This window comes from Pararhizobium sp. (assembly GCF_965279435.1).
In the GTDB taxonomy this organism is placed as follows: Bacteria; Pseudomonadota; Alphaproteobacteria; order Rhizobiales; family Rhizobiaceae; genus Pararhizobium.
On the sequence record NZ_CBDIHY010000001.1, the window covers coordinates 171,005 to 190,793 of the forward strand.

19 protein-coding genes and 1 riboswitch are annotated in these 19,789 nt (G+C 62.0%); of the genes, 11 read left to right on the forward strand and 8 right to left on the reverse strand.

Annotation, left to right across the window (positions count from 1 at the left end; all coding sequences use genetic code 11):
* Window positions 1–32: 32 nt before the first annotated feature.
* Entirely contained in the window at window positions 33–1,043 is a 1,011-nt protein-coding gene (locus ACQY8Q_RS00760; protein ID WP_428423660.1) for an AraC family transcriptional regulator, read from the reverse strand.
* A 195-nt stretch (window positions 1,044–1,238) separates the two neighbouring features.
* Here ACQY8Q_RS00760 and ACQY8Q_RS00765 point away from each other — a divergent pair, with 195 nt between their 5' ends.
* The 10 genes from ACQY8Q_RS00765 to ACQY8Q_RS00810 all read left to right on the forward strand — a co-directional run bounded on the left by ACQY8Q_RS00765 (window position 1,239) and on the right by ACQY8Q_RS00810 (window position 12,173).
* Window positions 1,239–2,006 carry a 3-hydroxyacyl-CoA dehydrogenase gene (locus ACQY8Q_RS00765; RefSeq protein ID WP_428423662.1) on the forward strand — a complete coding sequence of 256 codons (768 nt, stop codon included), beginning with the start codon at window positions 1,239–1,241 and terminating at the stop codon, window positions 2,004–2,006.
* A gap of 20 nt (window positions 2,007–2,026) precedes the next feature.
* Window positions 2,027–3,214, forward strand: a complete 1,188-nt coding sequence (locus ACQY8Q_RS00770) for an acetyl-CoA C-acyltransferase (protein WP_428423664.1) — start codon at window positions 2,027–2,029, stop codon at window positions 3,212–3,214.
* A 24-nt stretch (window positions 3,215–3,238) separates the two neighbouring features.
* Window positions 3,239–4,366 carry an acyl-CoA dehydrogenase family protein gene (locus tag ACQY8Q_RS00775; protein ID WP_428423666.1) on the forward strand — a complete coding sequence of 376 codons (1,128 nt, stop codon included), beginning with the start codon at window positions 3,239–3,241 and terminating at the stop codon, window positions 4,364–4,366.
* Between the two features lie 66 nt (window positions 4,367–4,432).
* Window positions 4,433–5,665 carry a 3-methyl-2-oxobutanoate dehydrogenase (2-methylpropanoyl-transferring) subunit alpha gene (locus ACQY8Q_RS00780; RefSeq protein ID WP_428423668.1) on the forward strand — a complete coding sequence of 411 codons (1,233 nt, stop codon included), beginning with the start codon at window positions 4,433–4,435 and terminating at the stop codon, window positions 5,663–5,665.
* A 1-nt stretch (window position 5,666) separates the two neighbouring features.
* Entirely contained in the window at window positions 5,667–6,680 is a 1,014-nt protein-coding gene (locus ACQY8Q_RS00785; RefSeq protein ID WP_428423670.1) for an alpha-ketoacid dehydrogenase subunit beta, read from the forward strand.
* 2 nt (window positions 6,681–6,682) lie between these two features.
* Complete coding sequence (locus ACQY8Q_RS00790; RefSeq protein ID WP_428423672.1) at window positions 6,683–7,999, forward strand: dihydrolipoamide acetyltransferase family protein; 1,317 nt, start codon at window positions 6,683–6,685, stop codon at window positions 7,997–7,999.
* Window positions 8,000–8,003: 4 nt separating this feature from the next.
* A complete protein-coding gene (gene lpdA / locus ACQY8Q_RS00795; protein ID WP_428423674.1) occupies window positions 8,004–9,395 on the forward strand; it encodes a dihydrolipoyl dehydrogenase in 1,392 nt (463 codons plus the stop codon).
* Entirely contained in the window at window positions 9,379–10,482 is a 1,104-nt protein-coding gene (locus ACQY8Q_RS00800; protein WP_428423676.1) for an enoyl-CoA hydratase/isomerase family protein, read from the forward strand. Before lpdA ends, ACQY8Q_RS00800 begins: the two co-directional genes overlap by 17 nt.
* Window positions 10,479–11,369, forward strand: coding sequence for a 3-hydroxyisobutyrate dehydrogenase (gene mmsB / locus ACQY8Q_RS00805; protein ID WP_428423678.1), 891 nt, complete (start codon window positions 10,479–10,481; stop codon window positions 11,367–11,369). The genes ACQY8Q_RS00800 and mmsB overlap by 4 nt, the downstream gene beginning before the upstream one ends.
* 33 nt (window positions 11,370–11,402) lie before the next feature.
* A complete protein-coding gene (locus ACQY8Q_RS00810; protein ID WP_428423680.1) occupies window positions 11,403–12,173 on the forward strand; it encodes an enoyl-CoA hydratase in 771 nt (256 codons plus the stop codon).
* A 9-nt stretch (window positions 12,174–12,182) separates the two neighbouring features.
* Here the strand turns inward: ACQY8Q_RS00810 and ACQY8Q_RS00815 are convergent, their stop codons facing one another.
* Window positions 12,183–13,121, reverse strand: a complete 939-nt coding sequence (locus ACQY8Q_RS00815; protein ID WP_428423682.1) for a LysR family transcriptional regulator — start codon at window positions 13,119–13,121, stop codon at window positions 12,183–12,185.
* An 83-nt stretch (window positions 13,122–13,204) separates the two neighbouring features.
* Here ACQY8Q_RS00815 and ACQY8Q_RS00820 point away from each other — a divergent pair, with 83 nt between their 5' ends.
* The gene (locus ACQY8Q_RS00820; RefSeq protein WP_428423684.1) at window positions 13,205–13,915 is read left to right on the forward strand and encodes an SDR family oxidoreductase; all 711 of its coding nucleotides are present in this window, start codon (window positions 13,205–13,207) and stop codon (window positions 13,913–13,915) included.
* Window positions 13,916–13,939: 24 nt separating this feature from the next.
* Here ACQY8Q_RS00820 and ACQY8Q_RS00825 read toward each other — a convergent pair whose 3' ends face one another.
* The 6 genes from ACQY8Q_RS00825 to ACQY8Q_RS00850 all read right to left on the reverse strand — a co-directional run bounded on the left by ACQY8Q_RS00825 (window position 13,940) and on the right by ACQY8Q_RS00850 (window position 19,681).
* A complete protein-coding gene (locus tag ACQY8Q_RS00825) occupies window positions 13,940–14,695 on the reverse strand; it encodes an MBL fold metallo-hydrolase (protein ID WP_428423686.1) in 756 nt (251 codons plus the stop codon).
* A 208-nt stretch (window positions 14,696–14,903) separates the two neighbouring features.
* Complete coding sequence (locus ACQY8Q_RS00830) at window positions 14,904–15,221, reverse strand: DUF982 domain-containing protein (protein WP_428423688.1); 318 nt, start codon at window positions 15,219–15,221, stop codon at window positions 14,904–14,906.
* A gap of 265 nt (window positions 15,222–15,486) precedes the next feature.
* The gene (locus tag ACQY8Q_RS00835; RefSeq protein ID WP_428423690.1) at window positions 15,487–16,251 is read right to left on the reverse strand and encodes an ABC transporter ATP-binding protein; all 765 of its coding nucleotides are present in this window, start codon (window positions 16,249–16,251) and stop codon (window positions 15,487–15,489) included.
* Entirely contained in the window at window positions 16,248–17,288 is a 1,041-nt protein-coding gene (locus tag ACQY8Q_RS00840) for a FecCD family ABC transporter permease (RefSeq protein WP_428423692.1), read from the reverse strand. The genes ACQY8Q_RS00835 and ACQY8Q_RS00840 overlap by 4 nt, the downstream gene beginning before the upstream one ends.
* An 8-nt stretch (window positions 17,289–17,296) precedes the next feature.
* Window positions 17,297–18,343, reverse strand: coding sequence for an ABC transporter substrate-binding protein (locus tag ACQY8Q_RS00845; RefSeq protein ID WP_428423693.1), 1,047 nt, complete (start codon window positions 18,341–18,343; stop codon window positions 17,297–17,299).
* Window positions 18,344–18,600: 257 nt separating this feature from the next.
* Window positions 18,601–18,841: riboswitch (cobalamin riboswitch) on the reverse strand.
* A gap of 45 nt (window positions 18,842–18,886) precedes the next feature.
* Window positions 18,887–19,681 (reverse strand): SDR family NAD(P)-dependent oxidoreductase, encoded by a 795-nt coding sequence (locus ACQY8Q_RS00850; RefSeq protein WP_428423694.1) that lies wholly within the window; start codon window positions 19,679–19,681, stop codon window positions 18,887–18,889.
* Window positions 19,682–19,789 lie beyond the last annotated feature (108 nt).

Genomic DNA, 19,789 nt, shown 5'->3' on the forward strand with positions numbered 1-19,789 from the left:
CTCTCGCATCAGACCTGAAGAGACTTGCGAACCTATTCGCTGCCGAACAGGGCCGTCTGCCGCCGGAACGCCGCCGGGCTTTTTGTGGTCCATTTGCGGAAGGCGCGGTGGAAGGCGCTTGGTTCGGAATAGCCGAGCTGTGCCGCAATCTCGCCGACACTTGCTTCACTGCCCTGCAGCATCGCGATGGCAAGGTCGCGGCGGATTTCGTCCTTGATCCCGGCATAGCTTTGACCTTCCGCCTGCAGACGATGGCGCAGCGTCGATGGTGACATGTGTATCTGCGTGGCCAGATCGTCAAACCCAGCCCACGCCGCCGGCGCCTGTTGCCGCAGCCGCTTGCGGACAGTGGCCGCAAGTCCGGCGTCATACCGGTAGCGCACGAGAATGTTGGCGGGCGCTCCACGGAGGAACTGTTTCAAGGCCAGTTCGGTGCGGACGATCGGCAGTTTCAGCACCGCGCTATCAAAGGCGAGGCGGCTGATGGGTTGTGAAAACTGCACCGGTGCGCCGAAGAACAGGCGGTAGTCGACGCCCTCCAGCGGTTCGCTGCAGCGAAAGTCCACCCGGCGGATCGGGATGCGGCGGCCGATCAGCCAGCAGGTGATGCCGTGCAGCAGGATCCAGTAGGTCCGATAGGCAAAGGCCGACCTGGCGCTTCCCTTGTCCGCCAGCACGATTTCAGCCAGCCCATCGCGGATGACCAGTTCGCCGCTCGGGTCCTCCAGCACCACGCCGAGAAAACGAAGCGCCCGGCGAAGGGCCTGATCAAGCGTCTTTGCATGCAGCACACAATGACAGAGCAGCGTAAAGCTACCGCGCCGCATCGGCCGCTCGCCCATGCCGAAGAACTCGTCGTCCACTTCTGCAGCAACCGCCAGCCACAAGGCGCCGTAACTTTCAGCGGAAATCGGCTTTTCGACTACGGGCGGCAATCCCAGTGAAGTCAAAAGCGGCGCTGTCGGCTTGCCCGCCCGGCGCAGGCAGTCGAGCGCTTCCTCGACAAACGAAGGCGAGATCATCCGCCGGTCAGCATCCACCATCGACTTTCCTCCCATATGGCAAAACCGGCTGAAAAATGAAGGACAGTTCTGTCATCGCTTGCAATATCGCGCGAGCGTAGAGTCCGGCAAGATGCTATGATGAAAATCGCGCATGATGGACGGAACGCGGCGGGGAGGCTGCATGACGGATCAAGGACTGACTGCCGCTCACCTTCGCACAGGAAGGGCAGCGCTATGAAGATTTCCGGTAAAGTGTTTGTGGTGACCGGCGGTGGTTCCGGCCTTGGCGCGGCTGTCACGCGCATGCTGGCTGAGGCTGGCGCTCGCATTGTTATCGCCGATATCAACCAGGGTGCTGGCGCGCAAATTGCGACCTATCTGGGGTCGAGCGCGCGGTTCGTCCGTACGGACGTCACCAGCGAAGCCGACGGACAGGCCGCGATCGCGGCGGCGCTTGACAGCTTCGGCCACCTGCATGGCCTTGTAAACTGCGCTGGCGTTGCGCCCGGCGAAAAGGTTCTTGGCCGCGATGGCCCGCATCGGCTTGAGAGTTTTGCGCAGGCGATCGGCATCAATCTGGTCGGCACATTCAACATGATCCGTCTCGCCGCTACCGCCATCCAGACACAGGAGCCGGACGGCGAAGGCGAACGCGGCGTTATCGTCAACACCGCCTCTGTCGCCGCCTTCGACGGACAGATTGGCCAGGCCGCCTACGCCGCCTCCAAAGGCGGTATCGTCGGCATGACCTTGCCGATTGCCCGCGAGCTTGCCCGTTACGGTATCCGCGTCGTCACCATTGCACCCGGCATATTTGAAACGCCGATGATGGCCGGCATGCCGCCCGAGACGCAGGAAGCGCTTGGCAAGAGCGTGCCGTTTCCGCCACGTCTCGGCCGTCCCGATGAATTTGCCGCTTTGGTGCGCCATATCTGTGAGAACACCATGCTGAACGGCGAGGTGATCCGTCTGGATGGTGCGCTGCGCATGGGACCGCGTTGAGACGGTTCCGGGAGGTTTGAATGACAGCATATGATCCCATCGTCATCGTCGGTTCTGCCCGCACCGCCATGGGCGGCTTTCAGGGCGACCTGCAGGGGGCGACTGCGCCCGAACTCGGGGCTGCGGCCATCCGCGCCGCCCTTGAGCGAAGCGGCGTTGCGCCAGAATTGGTGGACGAAGTCGTATTCGGCTGCGTGCTGCCGGCCGGGCAGGGGCAGGCACCCGCGCGTCAGGCGGCCATCGGGGCGGGCCTTCCATTTGCAACCGGCGCCAGCACCGTCAACAAGATGTGCGGCTCGGGCATGAAAGCGGCAATGCTGGCGCATGATCTTATTCTGGCCGGCAGCGCCAACATCGCCATTGCCGGTGGCATGGAAAGCATGAGCAACGCGCCCTATCTGCTGGATCGTGCCCGCGGTGGTTACCGGCTCGGCCATGGCCGCGTCATCGACCACATGTTCCTCGACGGGCTGGAGGATGCCTATGACAAGGGACGGCTGATGGGCACGTTTGCCGAAGATTGCGCCGAGGCCTACCAGTTCACGCGACCCGCCCAGGACGATTTTGCGGTGACTTCGCTCACCCGTGCCAAGAAGGCCATCGAGGACGGATCGTTCGACGGTGAAATCACGCCGGTCACCGTGAAGGCCGGAAAGACCGAACAGGTCGTCAGCCGCGACGAGCAGCCCGGCAAGGCGAGGCTCGAAAAGATCCCGACGCTGAAGCCCGCCTTCCGCGAAAACGGCACGGTGACGGCTGCCAATGCCAGTTCGATTTCCGACGGCGCCGCCGCGCTGGTGCTGATGCGCCGCTCCGAAGCGGAGCGTAGGGGCCTGACGCCACTTGCGACCATCACCGGCCATTCCACCCATGCACAGGCACCCAATCTGTTTGCGACAGCCCCGATCGGCGCCCTGAAGAAACTGAGCGAACGCACCGGATGGGCCTTGAAGGATGTCGATCTGTTCGAGATCAACGAGGCCTTCGCGGTCGTTGCCATGGCGGCGATGCGCGATCTCGACCTGCCGCATGACAAGGTCAACGTCCATGGCGGTGCCTGCGCGCTCGGCCATCCCATCGGCGCATCCGGCGCCCGCGTCATCGTCACATTGCTGGCAGCCCTTGAGCATTACGATCTGAAGCGCGGCATGGCCTCGCTCTGCATCGGCGGCGGCGAGGCGACGGCGATTGCGGTCGAGCGGCATTGATCGGGCAGGGGAGGAGACCCAAACATGATCCTGTCTGAACAGCAGATCCAGATCCGCGACATGGCCCGCGATTTCGCCCTCGAACGGCTGGCGCCGGGTGCGGCCGAGCGCGACGTGTCGCATGCGTTTCCGAAAGGTGAACTGAAGGAGATGGGCGAACTCGGTTTCCTCGGCATGCTGGTGCCGGAAGCCTATGGCGGTTCGGAAACGGGTACCGTCGCCTATGCGGTCGCGCTTGAAGAGATCGCCGCCGGCGATGGCCCATGCTCGACGATCATGAGCGTGCACAGTTCGGTCGGCTGCGTGCCGATCTTGAAATTCGGCACGGAAGAGCAGAAGCAGCGTTTTCTGCCGAAGCTCGCCTCCGGCGAATGGATCGGCGGCTTTGCGCTGACCGAACCGCAGGCTGGTTCGGATGCCTCCAATCTCCGCACCCGTGCCCGCCGCGACGGCAACGACTACGTACTCGATGGTGCCAAGCAGTTCATCACGTCCGGCAAGAACGGCAATGTCATCATCGTCTTTGCGGTGACCGATCCCGACGCCGGCAAGAAAGGCATCACCGCCTTTATCGTGCCGACAGACACGCCGGGCTACGAGGTCGTTCGCGTCGAACACAAGCTCGGCCTTCACTCCTCCGACACCTGTCAGATCGCCTTCACCAATATGCGTATCCCCGCCAACCTGCGTTTAGGCGCCGAGGGGGAGGGCTACAGGATTGCGCTGGCCAATCTCGAAGGCGGCCGGATCGGCATCGCCTCGCAGTCGGTCGGCATGGCGCGGGCGGCATTCGAGGCAGCCCGCGACTATGCCCGCGAGCGCATCGCCTTCGGCAAGCCGATCATCGAACATCAGGCCATCGCCTTTCGCCTTGCCGATATGGCGACGCAGATAACAGTGGCGCGGCAGATGGTGCTGCATGCGGCCGAGCTGAAGGAGGCCGGGGAGCCCTGCCTGACGGAGGCTTCGATAGCCAAACTGTTTGCCTCGGAAATGGCCGAAAAGGTCTGCTCGGACGCAATCCAGATCCATGGCGGCTACGGTTACATGTCGGATTATCCGGTCGAGCGCATCTACCGCGACGTCCGCATTTGCCAGATCTATGAAGGTACAAGCGACGTGCAACGCATCGTCATTGCACGTAGTCTATAAGAAAATGAGCCCGCCTTCCGGGAGGAGACTGGAAGGCACGGGCGAAAATGGGAGGAAGAGCACGGCATGACCGAGTTCCCGCAATTGAGCCTGCATGTACCTGAACCGGCCGTCCGGCCCGGCGGCATGCCGGATTTTTCCAACGTCAATATTGCCAAGGCCGGCTCTGTGCCCCGGCCCGAAGTCGATGCGGCGCCGGAGGATATCCGCGATCTCGCCTATTCGATCATCCGCGTGCTGAACCGGGATGGTGAAGCGGTCGGCCCCTGGGCGGGACTGTTGTCTGATGAGGAACTGCTCACTGGCCTCAAGCACATGATGAAACTGCGTGCATTCGACGCCCGCATGCTGATGGCGCAGCGGCAGGGCAAGACATCCTTCTACATGCAGCATCTTGGCGAGGAAGCCGTCAGTTGCGCCTTCCGCAAGGCGCTGAAAAAGGGCGACATGAACTTCCCGACCTATCGCCAGGCGGGTCTGCTGATTGCCGACGATTATCCGATGGTCGAGATGATGAACCAGATCTTCTCCAACGAAAAAGACCCGCTACGCGGGCGGCAGCTGCCGATCATGTATTCCTCCAAGGAGCATGGCTTCTTCACCATTTCCGGCAACCTGGCCACGCAATATGTCCAGGCCGTCGGCTGGGCGATGGCGTCGGCCATCAAGAATGACACCAAGATCGCCGCCGCCTGGATTGGCGATGGCTCGACGGCGGAATCGGACTTCCATTCGGCACTTGTCTTCGCCTCGACCTACAAGGCGCCGGTCATTCTCAACATCGTCAACAACCAGTGGGCCATTTCCACCTTCCAGGGCATTGCCCGTGGCGGCTCCGGCACGTTTGCCGCGCGTGGCCTCGGTTTCGGCATCCCCGCCCTGCGGGTCGATGGCAACGACTATCTCGCGGTCTACGCCGTTTCCCTTTGGGCGACCGAGCGCGCCCGGCGCAATCTCGGTCCGACGCTCATCGAATATGTGACCTACCGGGTCGGGGGGCATTCCTCCTCCGACGACCCGAGCGCTTACCGCCCGAAGACCGAGTCCGAAGCCTGGCCGCTTGGCGATCCTGTCCTGCGCTTGAAGAAGCACCTGATTGTCCGCGGCGTTTGGTCCGAGGAGCGGCATGTGCAGGCAGAGGCGGAAATTCTTGACGAGGTGATCCAGGCGCAAAAGGAGGCCGAGACACACGGCACCCTGCATGCCGGCGGAAAACCCTCGGTGCGCGATATTTTCGAAGGCGTCTATGCCGAAATGCCGCCCCATATTCGCCGCCAGCGGCAGAAGGCAGGATACTGACATGGCCAGAATGACGATGATCGAGGCCGTGCGCAGCGCCATGGACGTCTCGATGGAACGCGACGACGATGTCGTGGTGTTCGGTGAAGACGTTGGCTACTTCGGCGGCGTCTTCCGTTGCACCCAGGGACTTCAAGCGAAATATGGCAAGACCCGCTGCTTCGACGCGCCGATCAGCGAGAGCGGCATTGTCGGCACGGCGATCGGCATGGCCGCCTATGGCTTAAAACCCTGTGTCGAGATCCAGTTCGCCGACTATATGTACCCGGCCTATGACCAGATCACCCAGGAAGCCGCCCGCATCCGCTACCGTTCGAACGGTGATTTCACCTGCCCGATCGTACTGCGCATGCCGACCGGCGGCGGCATCTTTGGCGGCCAAACGCACAGCCAGAGCCCGGAAGCGCTGTTCACCCATGTCTGCGGCCTGAAGGTCGTCGTGCCTTCCAACCCATACGACGCCAAGGGTTTGCTGATCGCTTCGATCGAAGATCCCGATCCGGTGATGTTCCTCGAACCGAAGCGCCTTTACAACGGCCCCTTCGATGGCCACCACGATAGGCCGGTGACGCCATGGTCAAAGCATGACCTGGGCGAGGTGCCGGAAGGCCATTACAGCATTCCGATCGGCAAGGCCGAAATCCGCCGGCAAGGTGCTGCGGTCACCGTGATCGCCTATGGCACGATGGTGCATGTCGCGCTGGCCGCCGCTGAGGAGATGGGCATCGATGCCGAAGTGATCGACCTGCGCAGCCTGTTGCCGCTCGATCTCGATACGATCGTGCAATCGGTCACCAAGACCGGCCGCTGCGTCGTCGTTCACGAAGCGACCCTGACATCGGGCTACGGCGCCGAGCTTGCGGCACTGGTGCAGGAACATTGCTTCTATCATCTGGAGGCCCCGGTCGTGCGCGTCACCGGCTGGGACACGCCCTATCCGCATGCGCAGGAATGGGACTATTTCCCTGGACCCGGCCGCGTCGGCCGCGCGCTTGCCGAAGTGATGGAGGCGTGACCATGGGTGAATTCATCATCAAGATGCCGGATGTTGGCGAAGGCGTGGCGGAAGCCGAGCTTGTCGAATGGCATTGCAAGGTCGGCGATCCCGTCCGCGAAGACATGGTGCTTGCCGCCGTCATGACCGACAAGGCGACAGTCGAAATCCCGTCGCCAGTCACAGGCACGGTGCTCTGGCTAGGTGCCGAGATCGGCGACACCGTTGCCGTCAAGGCGCCGCTGATGCGCATTCAGGTCGCGGGTGAGGGCGGCGAGGCGGATGCGGTTCCGATGGCGGAAACGGTGACCGCTGCTTCCTCTTCTCCCCAGCGGGGAGAAGGTGCCCGAAGGGCGGATGAGGGGGCCTCTCCGCCCCCAATTGTTCAGCCATCCCCCTCATCCGGCCCTGCGGGCCACCTTCTCCCCGCTGGGGAGAAGGGAAAGCGTATCGCACTCGATGCACTTGCTAAGCCGCTGGCCTCGCCAGCAGTCCGTCTTCGGGCACAGGATGGCGGCATCGACCTGCGCCAGGTAACAGGCACCGGCCCGGCCGGGCGCATCACCCATGACGACCTCGACCAGTTCCTTGCCCGAGGTGCGCAACCGCAACCGGCGCCGACCGGCCTTGCCAAGAAAACCGCCGTCGAGGAAATCAAGGTCACCGGCCTGCGCCGCCGCATCTCGGAAAAGATGGTGCTGGCGACCTCGCGCATTCCCCATATCACCTATGTCGAGGAAATCGACGTCACCGATCTGGAAGTCCTGCGCGCAACGATGAACGCCAGCCGCAAGCATGAGCAGACAAAGCTGACGATCCTGCCCTTCCTGATGCGGGCCATGGTGAAGACGATCTATGAACAGCCCGTCGTCAATGCCACCTTCGATGACGACGCCGGCATCATCAGCCGCCACGCAGCTGTGCATATAGGCATCGCCACCCAGACCCCGGCGGGCCTGACCGTGCCTGTCGTTCGCCATGCGGAAGCGCGCGGCATCTGGGATTGCGCGGCCGAAGTGGTGCGGCTGGCGGAAGCCGCCCGCACCGGCTCGGCGCTGCGGGAGGAACTCTCCGGCTCGACCATCACCATCACCTCGCTCGGTGCGATGGGCGGCATCGCCACGACGCCGATCATCAACCACCCGGAAGTGGCGATCGTCGGCGTCAACAAGATCATGACGCGGCCGGTCTGGGACGGCAGCCAGTTCATCCCGCGCAAGATGATGAACCTGTCGTCCAGCTTCGATCACAGGGTGGTGGATGGCTGGGATGCCGCGACCTTCGTCCAGCGGATCAAGGCCCTGCTCGAAACCCCCGCACTGATTTTCATTGAAAGCTGAGCCCATGAAAGAGATCGTCTGCAAACTTCTCGTCATCGGCGCCGGTCCCGGCGGCTATATCTGCGCCATCCGGGCAGGACAACTCGGGGTCGATACCGTCATCGTCGAAGCCGTCAAGGCTGGCGGCACCTGCCTCAATATCGGCTGCATCCCCTCAAAGGCGCTGATCCATGCGGCCGAGGAATTCGAGAAAGTCAGCCATATGGCCGGTACAAAAAGCCCTCTCGGCATCTCGGTGGCGACGCCAAAGCTCGACCTAGCCAAGACCGTTGCCTGGAAGGACGGTATCGTCGGGCGCCTGAACAGCGGCGTACTCGGCCTGTTGCGCAAGGCGCGGGTCAAGATCGTCCACGGCCGGGCAAAGTTCCGCGACGGCAAGACCGTCGAGGTCGAGACCGAAACCGGAATGCAGGTCATCCGCGCCGAAACGATCGTCATCGCTACCGGTTCGGAGCCCGTCGAATTGCCGTTCCTGCCCTTCGGTGGGCCGGTAATTTCTTCGACGGAAGCGCTGTCCCTGAAAACCGTGCCGCAAAAGCTGGTGGTGGTCGGCGGCGGTTATATCGGCCTTGAGCTGGGCACCGCCTTTGCCAAATTAGGGTCGAAAGTCACCGTGGTCGAAGCGACATCGCAGATCCTGCCGCAATATGATGCGGAGCTGGTGAAGCCGGTGGCCAAACGGCTTGCCGATCTCGGCATCCGCGTCCTGACCGGCGCCAAGGCCAAGGGCCTTTCGGGCAACGCGCTTCTGATCGAAACAGCCGAAGGCGCGGAAGAACAGCTTGCCGCCGACAAAATCCTCGTGACAGTCGGCCGCAAGCCACGCACCGAAGGTTGGGGGCTGGACGAACTGGACCTTGATCGCACCGGAAAATTCCTGCGCGTCGATGACCGCTGCCGGACATCGATGCGTGGCATCCATGCCATCGGCGATATCACCGGCGAGCCGATGCTGGCTCACCGCGCCATGGCGCAGGGCGAGATGGTTGCCGAAATCGTCGCCGGGAAAAAGCGCACATGGGACAAGCGCTGCATTCCCGCCGTCTGCTTCACCGACCCGGAAATCGTCACCGCTGGTCTTTCGCCGGATGAGGCGCGGGCGCAGGGCTACGAGGTTCGCGTCGGTCAATTCCCGTTCAATGCCAACGGCCGCGCCATGACCATGCTCTCGGAAGACGGCTTCGTCCGCATCGTGGCGCGTGCCGACAGCAACCTCGTTCTCGGCATCCAGGCCGTCGGTTCCGGCGTTTCGGAACTCTCCAGCGCCTTTGCGCTGGCGATTGAAATGGGCGCGCGTCTCGAAGACATTGCGGCGACGATCCACGCCCATCCGACCCGTAGTGAAGGCTTCCAGGAAGCCGCCTTGAAAGCCCTTGGCCATGCCCTCCACATCTGACCACCCCGCGACAGAAGCTGAAACGCTGGTCGAACGCCAAGGCGCGCTCGGCCGCATTCGGCTCAATCGTCCAAAGGCCCTCAACAGCCTGACGCTGCGGATGGTGCGCGACATCGAAGCGGCGCTCGACAATTTCGAACGTGATCCGTTCATCGCTGCCGTGCTTGTCACGGGCGAGGGGGAGCGGGGCCTCTGTGCCGGTGGCGATATCCGCGCAATTTATGACGGCGGAAAATCCGGATCGGACGCACCAACGACGTTCTGGCGCGAAGAATACACGCTTAACGCCCGCATCGGTCGCTACCCGAAGCCCTACGTCATCATCATGGACGGTATCGTCATGGGGGGCGGTGTCGGCATCTCCGTCTATGGCAGCCACCGGATCGTCACCGAGCGCACCCGCTTCGCCATGCCGGAGACCGGCATCGGCTTTTTCCCCGATATCGGCGCATCATGGTTCCTCACGCGCCGAGCCAACGAACTCGGCACCTATGTCGGGCTGACCGGTGAACCGCTGGGCGCCGCCGATGCCATCCTCGTCGGTCTTGCAGATGTTTTCGTCAGATCCGAAAGGCTCGACGCGTTGATCGCGGCGCTGGCATCGCTGCCGGCGGACAGCCCACGTGAGGAAATTTCAACCACGATCGCAGGCTTTTCGGAAACACCGCCAGCCGACGGCCTTAAATCCCAACAACCGGCAATCGATCGCCTCTTTACCTTCGACACCATCGAAGAGATTGTCGCTGCCCTGCGTGTGGATGGCAGCCCTTTTTCGGAAAAACTCTCCTCCGTTCTTTCAACCAAATCGCCGCTCAGTCTCAACGTCACGCTGCGGCTCCTGCGGCTTGGCCGCAAGACTGAAAGGCTGGAAGACTGCCTCGAACGGGAATTCGCGGCCACGGCAGCCGTCCTGCGCAGCCATGATTTTTACGAGGGCGTGCGCGCCGCCGTGATCGACAAGGACCGCAATCCGCAATGGCGGCCAGCCCAGCTTGCCGATGTCACGTCCGCTGATGTCGACGCCTATTTCCAGCCGTCAGCTCATCCGCTCTTTGCGGAAAAGATCAGAGAAGGATCACCAACATGACGATCGGCTTTATCGGTCTCGGTCATATGGGCGGCCCGATGGCCGCCAATCTCGTCAAGGCAGGCCATGCGGTGAGGGGTTTCGACCTTTCACAGCCGTTGCTGGACGAAGCACGAGGCAAGGGCATCACAGCGTGCGCATCGCTTGCCGAAGCGGTCGCTGGCGCCGACACCGTCATCACCATGCTTCCCGCCGGCAAGCATGTCCTGTCGGTCTGGCAGGAGCTGGTGACGACGGTGCCATCCGGCACATTGCTGATCGATTGCTCGACCATCGATATCGACAGCGCCCGCAAGGCGCATGAACTTGCGGCCGGCAAGACCTGCCCCTCGCTGGATGCGCCCGTATCCGGCGGAACCGGTGGTGCTTCCGCCGGGACGCTGACCTTCATGATTGGCGGCGAACAGGAGGCTTTCGCAAAGTCCCAGCCGGTCTTTGAGGCAATGGGCAAAAAGATCATCCATTGCGGTGGCGCGGCGGCCGGGCAGGCGGCAAAAATCTGCAACAACATGATCCTCGGCATCAGCATGATCGCGGTCGGCGAGGCCTTCGTGCTCGGCGAAAAGCTCGGCCTCTCGCATCAGGCGCTGTTCGATGTCGCCTCGGTATCGTCGGGCCAGTGCTGGTCGCTGACCACCTATTGCCCGGTCCCTGGCCCGGTCCCGACATCGCCGGCCAACAATGACTACAAGCCGGGTTTTGCCGGTGCGCTGATGCTGAAGGACCTGAAGCTTTCGCAGGAAGCAGCGCAATCAGCCGGCGCCGCCACTCCTCTTGGCGCCAAGGCGGCCGAGCTTTACGCCCTGTTCAGCGAACTGGGAAATGCCGGCAAGGATTTTTCCGGCATCATCGATATGCTACGGCAACAATCTGGTAACACCGCCTGAAGCCCAGAATCGCCCGCCAAGAGGATCACGCCCATGGAAAAACCGATCATTGTCGAACAGCAGGACCGGGTCGTTATCGTCACGCTGAACCGGCCTGCGGCCCGCAACGCGCTCAATTCCGAGATCATGAATGCGCTAGCGACAGACCTTGCACCGTTAGATCGCAATCCCGGTGTCGGCTGCTTCGTGCTGAAGGGCTCCGACAAGGCATTTGCCGCCGGCGCCGATATCAAGGAGATGGCCGACAAGTCTTTCCCGGACATGTTCGGTGAGGATTTCTTTGCCGCCTGGGACAAGTTCGCGTCGTTCCGCACGCCAAAGATTGCCGCCGTCTCCGGCTATGCACTCGGCGGCGGTTGCGAGCTGGCGATGATGTGCGACATGATCTTTGCTGCCGACACCGCCATGTTCGGCCAGCCCGAAATCAAGCTCGGCGTCATCCCCGGCATGGGCGGCTCACAGCGGCTGACAAAGCTGGTCGGCAAGGCAAAGGCGATGGACATGATCCTGACTGGCCGGATGATGGATGCGACCGAGGCCGAACGCTGCGGCCTCGTCGCCCGCGTCCTGCCGGCGGAAAAACTGCTGGATGAAGCATTGTCAGCGGCCCAAACCATTGCCGGTTACGGCAAGGCCGCCACCATGGCAGCCCGCGAAGCCGTCGACCGTGCGCTCGAAGGCGGGCTGCGGGAAGGCATCCTGTTCGAACGCCGCATTTTTCACGCGCTGTTTGCCACCCAGGATCAGAAAGAGGGTATGGCCGCCTTCATTGAAAAGCGGCCACCGCAATTCCAAGGCAAGTAGGGCGCGATCCTAAGCCGAACGCATCTCGTTGCCCGCGTCAGAAATCACCGAATGACGGGCGGCCGCAACGATCGCATCGATCGTCACGCGCAATCGCGGCAACATCATCGGCGTACTCGGCCAGACCACATGAATGGGCAGGTGGCTTTCGATCCGGCCAGCCATCACCTGTCGCAGCGCGCCGGACGCCAGGTCCGGTGCCGCCAGCCACTGCGGCAGCAAGCCGATACCGCGATCGGCCTTGATCGCTGAAAGGGTGAGCGCGCTGCCGTCCAGCAGCAGCCGGGCAGGGAGCATCCACGTCTCGAACCCACCGTCAGGCCCGGCGATAGACCAGGGAACGACACCCTTCTCGCTACTGGTTGCGACCAGCCGATGCGCCGACAGATCGGATATCGATTGTGGCGTTCCATGCCGGTCGAGATAGCTGGAGGATGCGCAGAGCACGATCGTCTGGGTGCCAAGCCGACGTGCGGTCAATCCGGATGTGTCGGGAAGGTGGCCAATCTTGACGGCCAGATCCACCTGATGTGCCAGGAAATCGACCTTCTCGCCTTTGAGCGTCATGTCGAAGGATAGCAGCGGATGGGCATCCGCCAGAGCAAAGAGTGCCGGAGCAATGACTGAGATGCCAAACAGCGGCGGCAGGCTGATCCGCACCAGTCCACTCGGCTCCGTCCGTGTCGCCGCCAGCTCCACTTCCACACGGTCGATCTCGTCGAGCGCCCCACGGCAAACGCTGAGATAGCGTTCGCCTTCCTGCGTCAATTGCAGCCGCCGGGTCGTTCTTTCGAGCAGGCGCACCCCAAGCCGGGCCTCCAGCCGCGCGATCGCCTTTGCAACGGCAGACGGCGAAAGATGCAGCTGCGCGGCAGCAGCCGCAAAGGATTGCGCACTGCAAACGGCGAGAAAAATGCGGATCGAACCGGTTCGGTCATTCTTCGACATGATCCATTTAATGAAAATAAGTCGTGAGTGTCACGCTCAAACGTCGCTTCTCTGCCGGTAAAGTCGTCAATAGAGTCAGCACCATGAGAAAAGCAAAGACATATGTCATCATCGGCGGCACTTCGGGAATGGGCCTCGGCCTTGCGCAACAGCTTGTCGAGCGGGGCGATCGCGTCCTGATCGGCGGCAGAAACAGCGGGCGGCTGGAGGCGGCGGCCCGGCAACTCGGTCCGCTGGCAATCACCCGGTCCGTCGATATCGAGGACCGGGCGTCACTGACCACCTTCTTCGCCGGCCAGCAGGAACTAGCGGGATTGTTCACCCCCGGCACCACCTATCGCACGGCCTCTTTCCGCGACGCCGATACGGAGACGGCGGAAAGCCCGTTCCGATCGAAGTTCTGGGGGCAGTATTGGGCCGTGCATGCGGCGCTACCCTATTTAGGCAAAAATGCTGCCATCGTGTTGATGTCGGGCGCCGCCTCGGTTCGCCCGCTCGGCAATCCCGCCTACTCCGCCTGCAACGCAGCGATCGAGGGTCTTGCCCGGGCGTTGGCGGTGGAGTTGCGGCCGATCCGGGTCAACTGCCTGTCACCGGGACCTATCGACAGCAATCTCTGGCGCAACCGCGAGGCAGCCATCCGTGAACCGGCTTTCGATAGCTGGCGGGCACTTGCACTCACCGGCGAGGTCGGCACCGTCGATGACGCGGCGGGGGCTGCTCTGTTCCTGCTCGACAATGGCAATATGAACGGATCGACGCTCTACAGCGATGGCGGCTACACGATGCGCTGAAAGGGCCGGTGGAGGGGCGGCCGATCAAGGCCTACCCAGCACCACCGTCTCGCCATCTGAAGGGATCAGCAGCCGTGAGGGTGCAATGCCCTTTTCCTCTGCGGCCTGGCGCAAATCCTGGCGGGTGATCGTGGCGTGATCAAGCGCTTCCATATGGGTGGCGATGACGATTGCGTCCGGCGCTGCCTCGCACACCGCGACCGTTTCCAAGGCGTCCATGACAATCAGGTCGCCATCCCAGCGGGCACCGCAGGAATGGGTGATGATGATATCCGGCTTGGTGTCACCGATCACAGCCGCCACCGGCGGGTAGAGCACCGTATCGCCGGCCCAGTAGATCGAAGGCTCGCCCTCAGCCTCAAGGCTGAACCCCATGACCGACCCCATCAGCTCGACCACCGGCCCAAGCCCGTGACTGCCCTCGCGGCGCGTCAGCGTCAGGCCTTCCCATGTTGCACTGTCAGTCAACGGCGTCACGTTGGTAAACCCAGCCTCGCGGATCGTCACCTCATCACCCGGCTGACAGAAAAGCGGCAGATGTTTCGGGACGCGTTGCATGGCGACGCTGTCGAAATGATCGTCATGCAGATGCGAAACAATCACCAGTTCGACGCCCTCCAGAATATCCTCGATCCCGGTCGGCAGCTCCACCATCGGATTGGGAGACCGGCCGGTAAACGACGGCAGGCTATGTTTCGGCGCCAGATAGGGATCGATCAGCACGGTGCGTCCGGCATAGTCGAGCTTCAAAGTGGCATTGCGGATCAACTGGAGCTTCATGGTGTTTCCTGGCGACGGATTGGCGGACATTACTCGGCGCCATCCTCACGACCGCCCTGATAAAATCAAGCCCCGAAAGACAACACGATGATCATTGTGAAACCGCGACTGCGTCGCACTTCATCCTTGAACCCACCCCCGCTACATAAACCAATCACGTAATCTATCTTATGGAACATAAAATAGCTTTTATCAAAGCAACCTTTGTTCAAGCGTGTTTCGCGCCGGGACTGGAATTTCTCGTCGAATTTCGGGATTTCCCACCTTGAACGACGCTGATGTAGCAAATGAGAGCCTCGTCTGCGGCGCGCGTTAGTGCTTCACGGGCCGCATAGGCTGGCGCAATATCTCGCAACGCATCCCGGCAAGCCCGTAAAGCATCCATATATCTGCCTCCCTCCTGCGAAGGCCATTGTTCAATCAGCAACCGGGCTGCGCTGTCCACCGTATCTATACGCTTGTATCTTTCTCCAACACTCATGAGGACCCAAAGTGCAGGAAAATGGTGCGGCATGTTCGAACCCATGACACTTTTCCTCCTGTCTGCCTAATTATATTAGCATTTATGCAAATATCATTCCAACCCGTCTTTCGGGCAGGCCAATTTGATCGGCAAAAACACAAAACCAGGGGTGTGGCCCGTCAAAGCGGGGTGACGGCGCAAGGGCAACAACGCCCGGCAACCTGCCTTATCGGTGGACTATCTTCCGTTTCCAGCAAGCTGAAACCAGATCGCACTTATGGAGAGCCGGGTTCCGCCGCCACTGCGCATGCTGGCAACCGCGCGGGTTCTAGTCAATCCGGTATTGCACATGCTGGCGCCCGTGATGGGCCGAGCGTTCGATATAGGCACGCACGCCGAAGACCCGGCCGATCAGCTCTTCGGTCAGAACCTCTTCCGGCGTACCGGCGGCCACGACCTTGCCGTGGTGGAGGATGGCGAGGCTATCGCAAAACATCGCTGCCAGATTGAGGTCGTGCAGCGCGATGATGCTGGTGACCGGCAGCTTGGCCACCAGCGACAGGATTTCCAGCTGGTGCTGGATATCGAGATGGTTCGTCGGCTCGTCGAGCAGCAATTCGCTCGGGGTCTGCGCCAGTGCCCGGGCAATATGCACCCGCTGACGCTCGCCGCCCGATAGCGTATGCCAGAACTGGCCGGCCCGCTCCGGCAGGCCGACGTGATGCAGCGCGTCGTTGACAGCCTTGTCGTCGGCCGCACTCCACGGCGATAGCGGCCCGCGATGCGGCGTGCGCCCCAGCCGGACAACATCCAGCACGGTGACCTGCGCCTCGGTCGTCGCCTGCTGTTCGACCAGTGCCACGCGCCGGGCGATATCGAGACGGGCCATTCCGGCGATATCGGCATGGCCGAGCGCAATGACGCCGCTCTTGACGTTGCGCAAACGGCAGATCAGCTTGAGAAGGCTGGATTTTCCGGAACCGTTTGGACCGAGCAGACCAAGCGTTTTTCCGGCGGCGACGTCGATACTGATGCCGTTGACGATCATCAGGCCACCGGCCGACCAGCGCACGTCCTTGATGGAAATGCTCACACCGGCCTCCTCGCCCTATAGAGAATGAGCGCGAAGGCAGGTGCGCCGAACAGCGCCGTGACGACGCCGATCGGCAGGATCTGCTGCGGAATGATGATGCGCGAGACGATATCGGCAGCCACCATGAAGATCGCGCCAATGATTGCCGATGCCGGCAACAGGCGGCCATGCGACGGGCCGACCAGAAACCGCGCGGCATGCGGAATGACCAGCCCGACAAAACCGATGGAGCCGACGATGCTGACCATTGCTGCCGTCATTAGCGCCGTGGCGCCCAGCAGGATGACCCGTACCCGGTTGATGGCAATGCCCAATGCCGCCGCCGCATCGACGCCGAAGGTGAAGGCATCGAGTGCGCGCGCATAAAACATCGACACCGCAAAACCGAGCAGGGCGACCGGAGCCGCGAGATAGACATCGGGCCAGCGGACGCCAGAAAGGCTTCCAAGCAGCCAGAACATCACGCCGCGTGCCTGCTCGGCATTGGCCGACGTCGTGACGATATAGGAGGTCAGAGCATTGAAAAGCTGTGAACCGGCAACACCGGCCAGAATGATCCGGTCCGCCCCGCCGCCTGCTCCAGCCGCCAGCGCCGAGACCAGAACGAAGGCAACGACCGCGCCGATGAATGCGCCGGTCGACAGGGTCAGCGCACCATATCCAAAACCCAGGATCATCACCGCCACGGCCCCGGTCGAGGCGCCGGCGGAAATGCCGAGCACATAGGGCTCGGCCAGCGGGTTACGCAGCAACGCCTGCAGGATAGCCCCCGACAGGGCAAGGGCGGCCCCAGCGCTTGCCGCCAGCAATGCGCGGCTGAGACGGTAATCCCAGACGATACCCTGATGGATGCGGCTGAGTTCGAACGCGGTGCCGAACAGGCGATTGGAAACGGCCTTGGCCGTTGTCTCCAGCGGAATGGAAATCTCGCCGATGGACACGGCGAGACTGATGATGAAACCGAGCACGGCGAACGACAGGATGACCAGCGCCAGGCGCGCCCACCATCGTTCGCCCGCCATGACGGGTTGAACCATGGTTAGGCTCACTGCGACAGGCCGAAGGATTTGATGCCCTTGGCAAGGATCTCGATGCCGTCGATCGTGCGGATCGTCGGGTTCATCGATTGCGCGTCCATCTCGACGAAGCGCTTGTTTTTGACCGCATCCAGCTGGCTGGTGACCGGATCCTTCTCGAGGAAATCGATTTTCACGGCCGGATCGTCAGCGGCATAGCGGCGGCGGTCCATGGTGGCGATGACGATCACCGATGGGTTGGCCTCTGCGATGGTTTCCCATCCGACCAATGGCCACTCTTCTTCAGTCGTCACCACATTTTTCGCACCCAGCGCCTTCAGGATATAGGCCGGTGCGCTGTTCTTGCCGGCGATGAAGGCATCGCCCTGCACTTCCTTGCTGGAAAACCAGAATACAACGGGCAGCGCGCCCAGCTTGGCAGCGCCGATCGATGCAACGGCATCGGCTTCGCGCTTCTTCAGGTCGGCGATCAAAGCGTCGCCGCGATCCTGAATATCGAAGATCTGCGCCAGCTCTCCGATCTGCTGATAGATCAGGTCCATGGTGAAGAGTTCGCGGCGGACACCGTCGCCGCCGTCGGTATTGATCTTGGCAACGCAATCGGTCGGCGAGACATATGTATTGATGCCGAGGCCGGAAAACTGCTCGCGCTTGCCGACCGATCCCTGCGTGCCGACATGCCATTCGAATTCTGCCGCCACCAGATCCGGCTCAACGCCAACGACGGATTCAAAGCTCGGGTCGTTGTCGGCCAGCCGCTTGATCGTCTTGTTGGCTTCGGCAAAGGCCGGTAGGACCGGGCCAACCCAGACGGCGGTGCCGGCGATCTTGTCGGCGAGACCAAGCGAGAACAGGATTTCGGTCATGCCCTGGCCGATCGAGACGACCTTCTGGGGCGCCTTGTCGAAGCTGACGGTCTGGCCGCAATTGGTAATAGTCAGTGGATAGGCGGTCGATGCGGCAGCAGCGGGCGTGGTAAAGCCTGCGACCGCAAAGGCGGCTGCCGATAGCGGAGCCAGAACGCGGGAAAGATGACGGATACGGTTGGTAAACATGGTGACTTTCTTGAAACGGAATTCCAGGCCCGGCGGCAATGCGTGAGCGGAATTGAAAGATGGGAAGCGGCGATTTCGTGTCTGTGCGACAGCACTGCCGGGCTAGCCGGGTTTGCTTTGACGCTCAGAGGCAATCTGCCGATCGCTTAATGATGGGTGGAATATTCCGTTTGGAAGAAAACGGCGAAAGAACGCCGGATGCGGCCGTCGAAATCAGACATGATGGCTCCTGTTCCGGGCAACCCCGCCCGGGAAGTTGGATGTTGCTTTCGACGGCAGGTCTCCTGGCTCGCGGATATCTGCCTTTCGCCTGCCTTCCCGCAAACCCGGAGGGCTCGCAGTGGCTTGGCGCTTTAAAAAGCGCCGGGTGGCGATCGGCAATCCGCTTACAGTTGCGGGGGCAGCCACGGTCTTGGTCCCTGTTGGGTCTTCCGCACCGTGTTCCCTATTAATCCCCTCGAAGTCATCCATCGGGGAACCGTCGGATGCCACTTAGTCCGAGCATGGCGGCGTCGTCAAGACGACAGCACCGCCCGTCACTGTCTACGGCATCAGCTGACCGCCATTGACCTCGATGATCTGGCCGGTGACATAGCCGGAGAGTGTAGGAGATGCGAGAAACAGATAGGCGCCGACGCATTCCTCCGGCGTGCCAATCCGGCCTTGCGGTACGGTCTTGCGCTGGGCGTCGAGCATTTCCGGGCTGGTATAGCGATCATGAAAGGGCGTGGCGATGACACCGGGTGCTACCGCGTTGACACGGATATCGTCGCCGGCAAATTCCTTGGCGTGGCCACGGGTAATCGTCGAGACAAAGCCTTTCGACGCCGCATAGAGGATGGCACCGTTGCCGCCGCCATTGCGGGCGGCGATCGAAGTCGTGTTGATGATGAAGCCGCCCTGCTTCTTCAGCCACGGATGCGCGGCGCGGGTGGCAGCCAGCACGGAGCGGGCATTAAGGTCCATGACGCGCTCGTAATGGGCGTCGTTCATCTCGGACGTCGCAACACGGCCAAGCATGCCGCCGGCATTGTTGATCAGCCCATCGAGACGGCCGAAATGATGGGCAGCCTCTTCGACCACACGCTCCGTCACGCCATCGGCCGAGACGTCGCCCTGAACCAGAACGGCCTTGCCGCCCGCGCTCTCGATCTCGGAAAGGAGATTTTCTGCAGCGTGCCTGCTCTCGTTGTAGTGGATGGCGACACTTGCGCCTTGCGCAGAAAATGCACGCACAAGCGCTGCGCCAATGCCGGTCGAAGCTCCGGTGATCAGAATTATCTTGCCGTCGAGGTCGGCGATACGAACCCCGTTCCATTGTCCCTGCAGGCCTGCCATCGCTTATCCTCGATTGTCGTGAAAGGTCGGACGAAGAATAGCGTTGGAAACAGGGATGGCCAGTACCGTTTGAGGGCTGGCACCGTCTAAAAGCAAATGCCGTCCGAA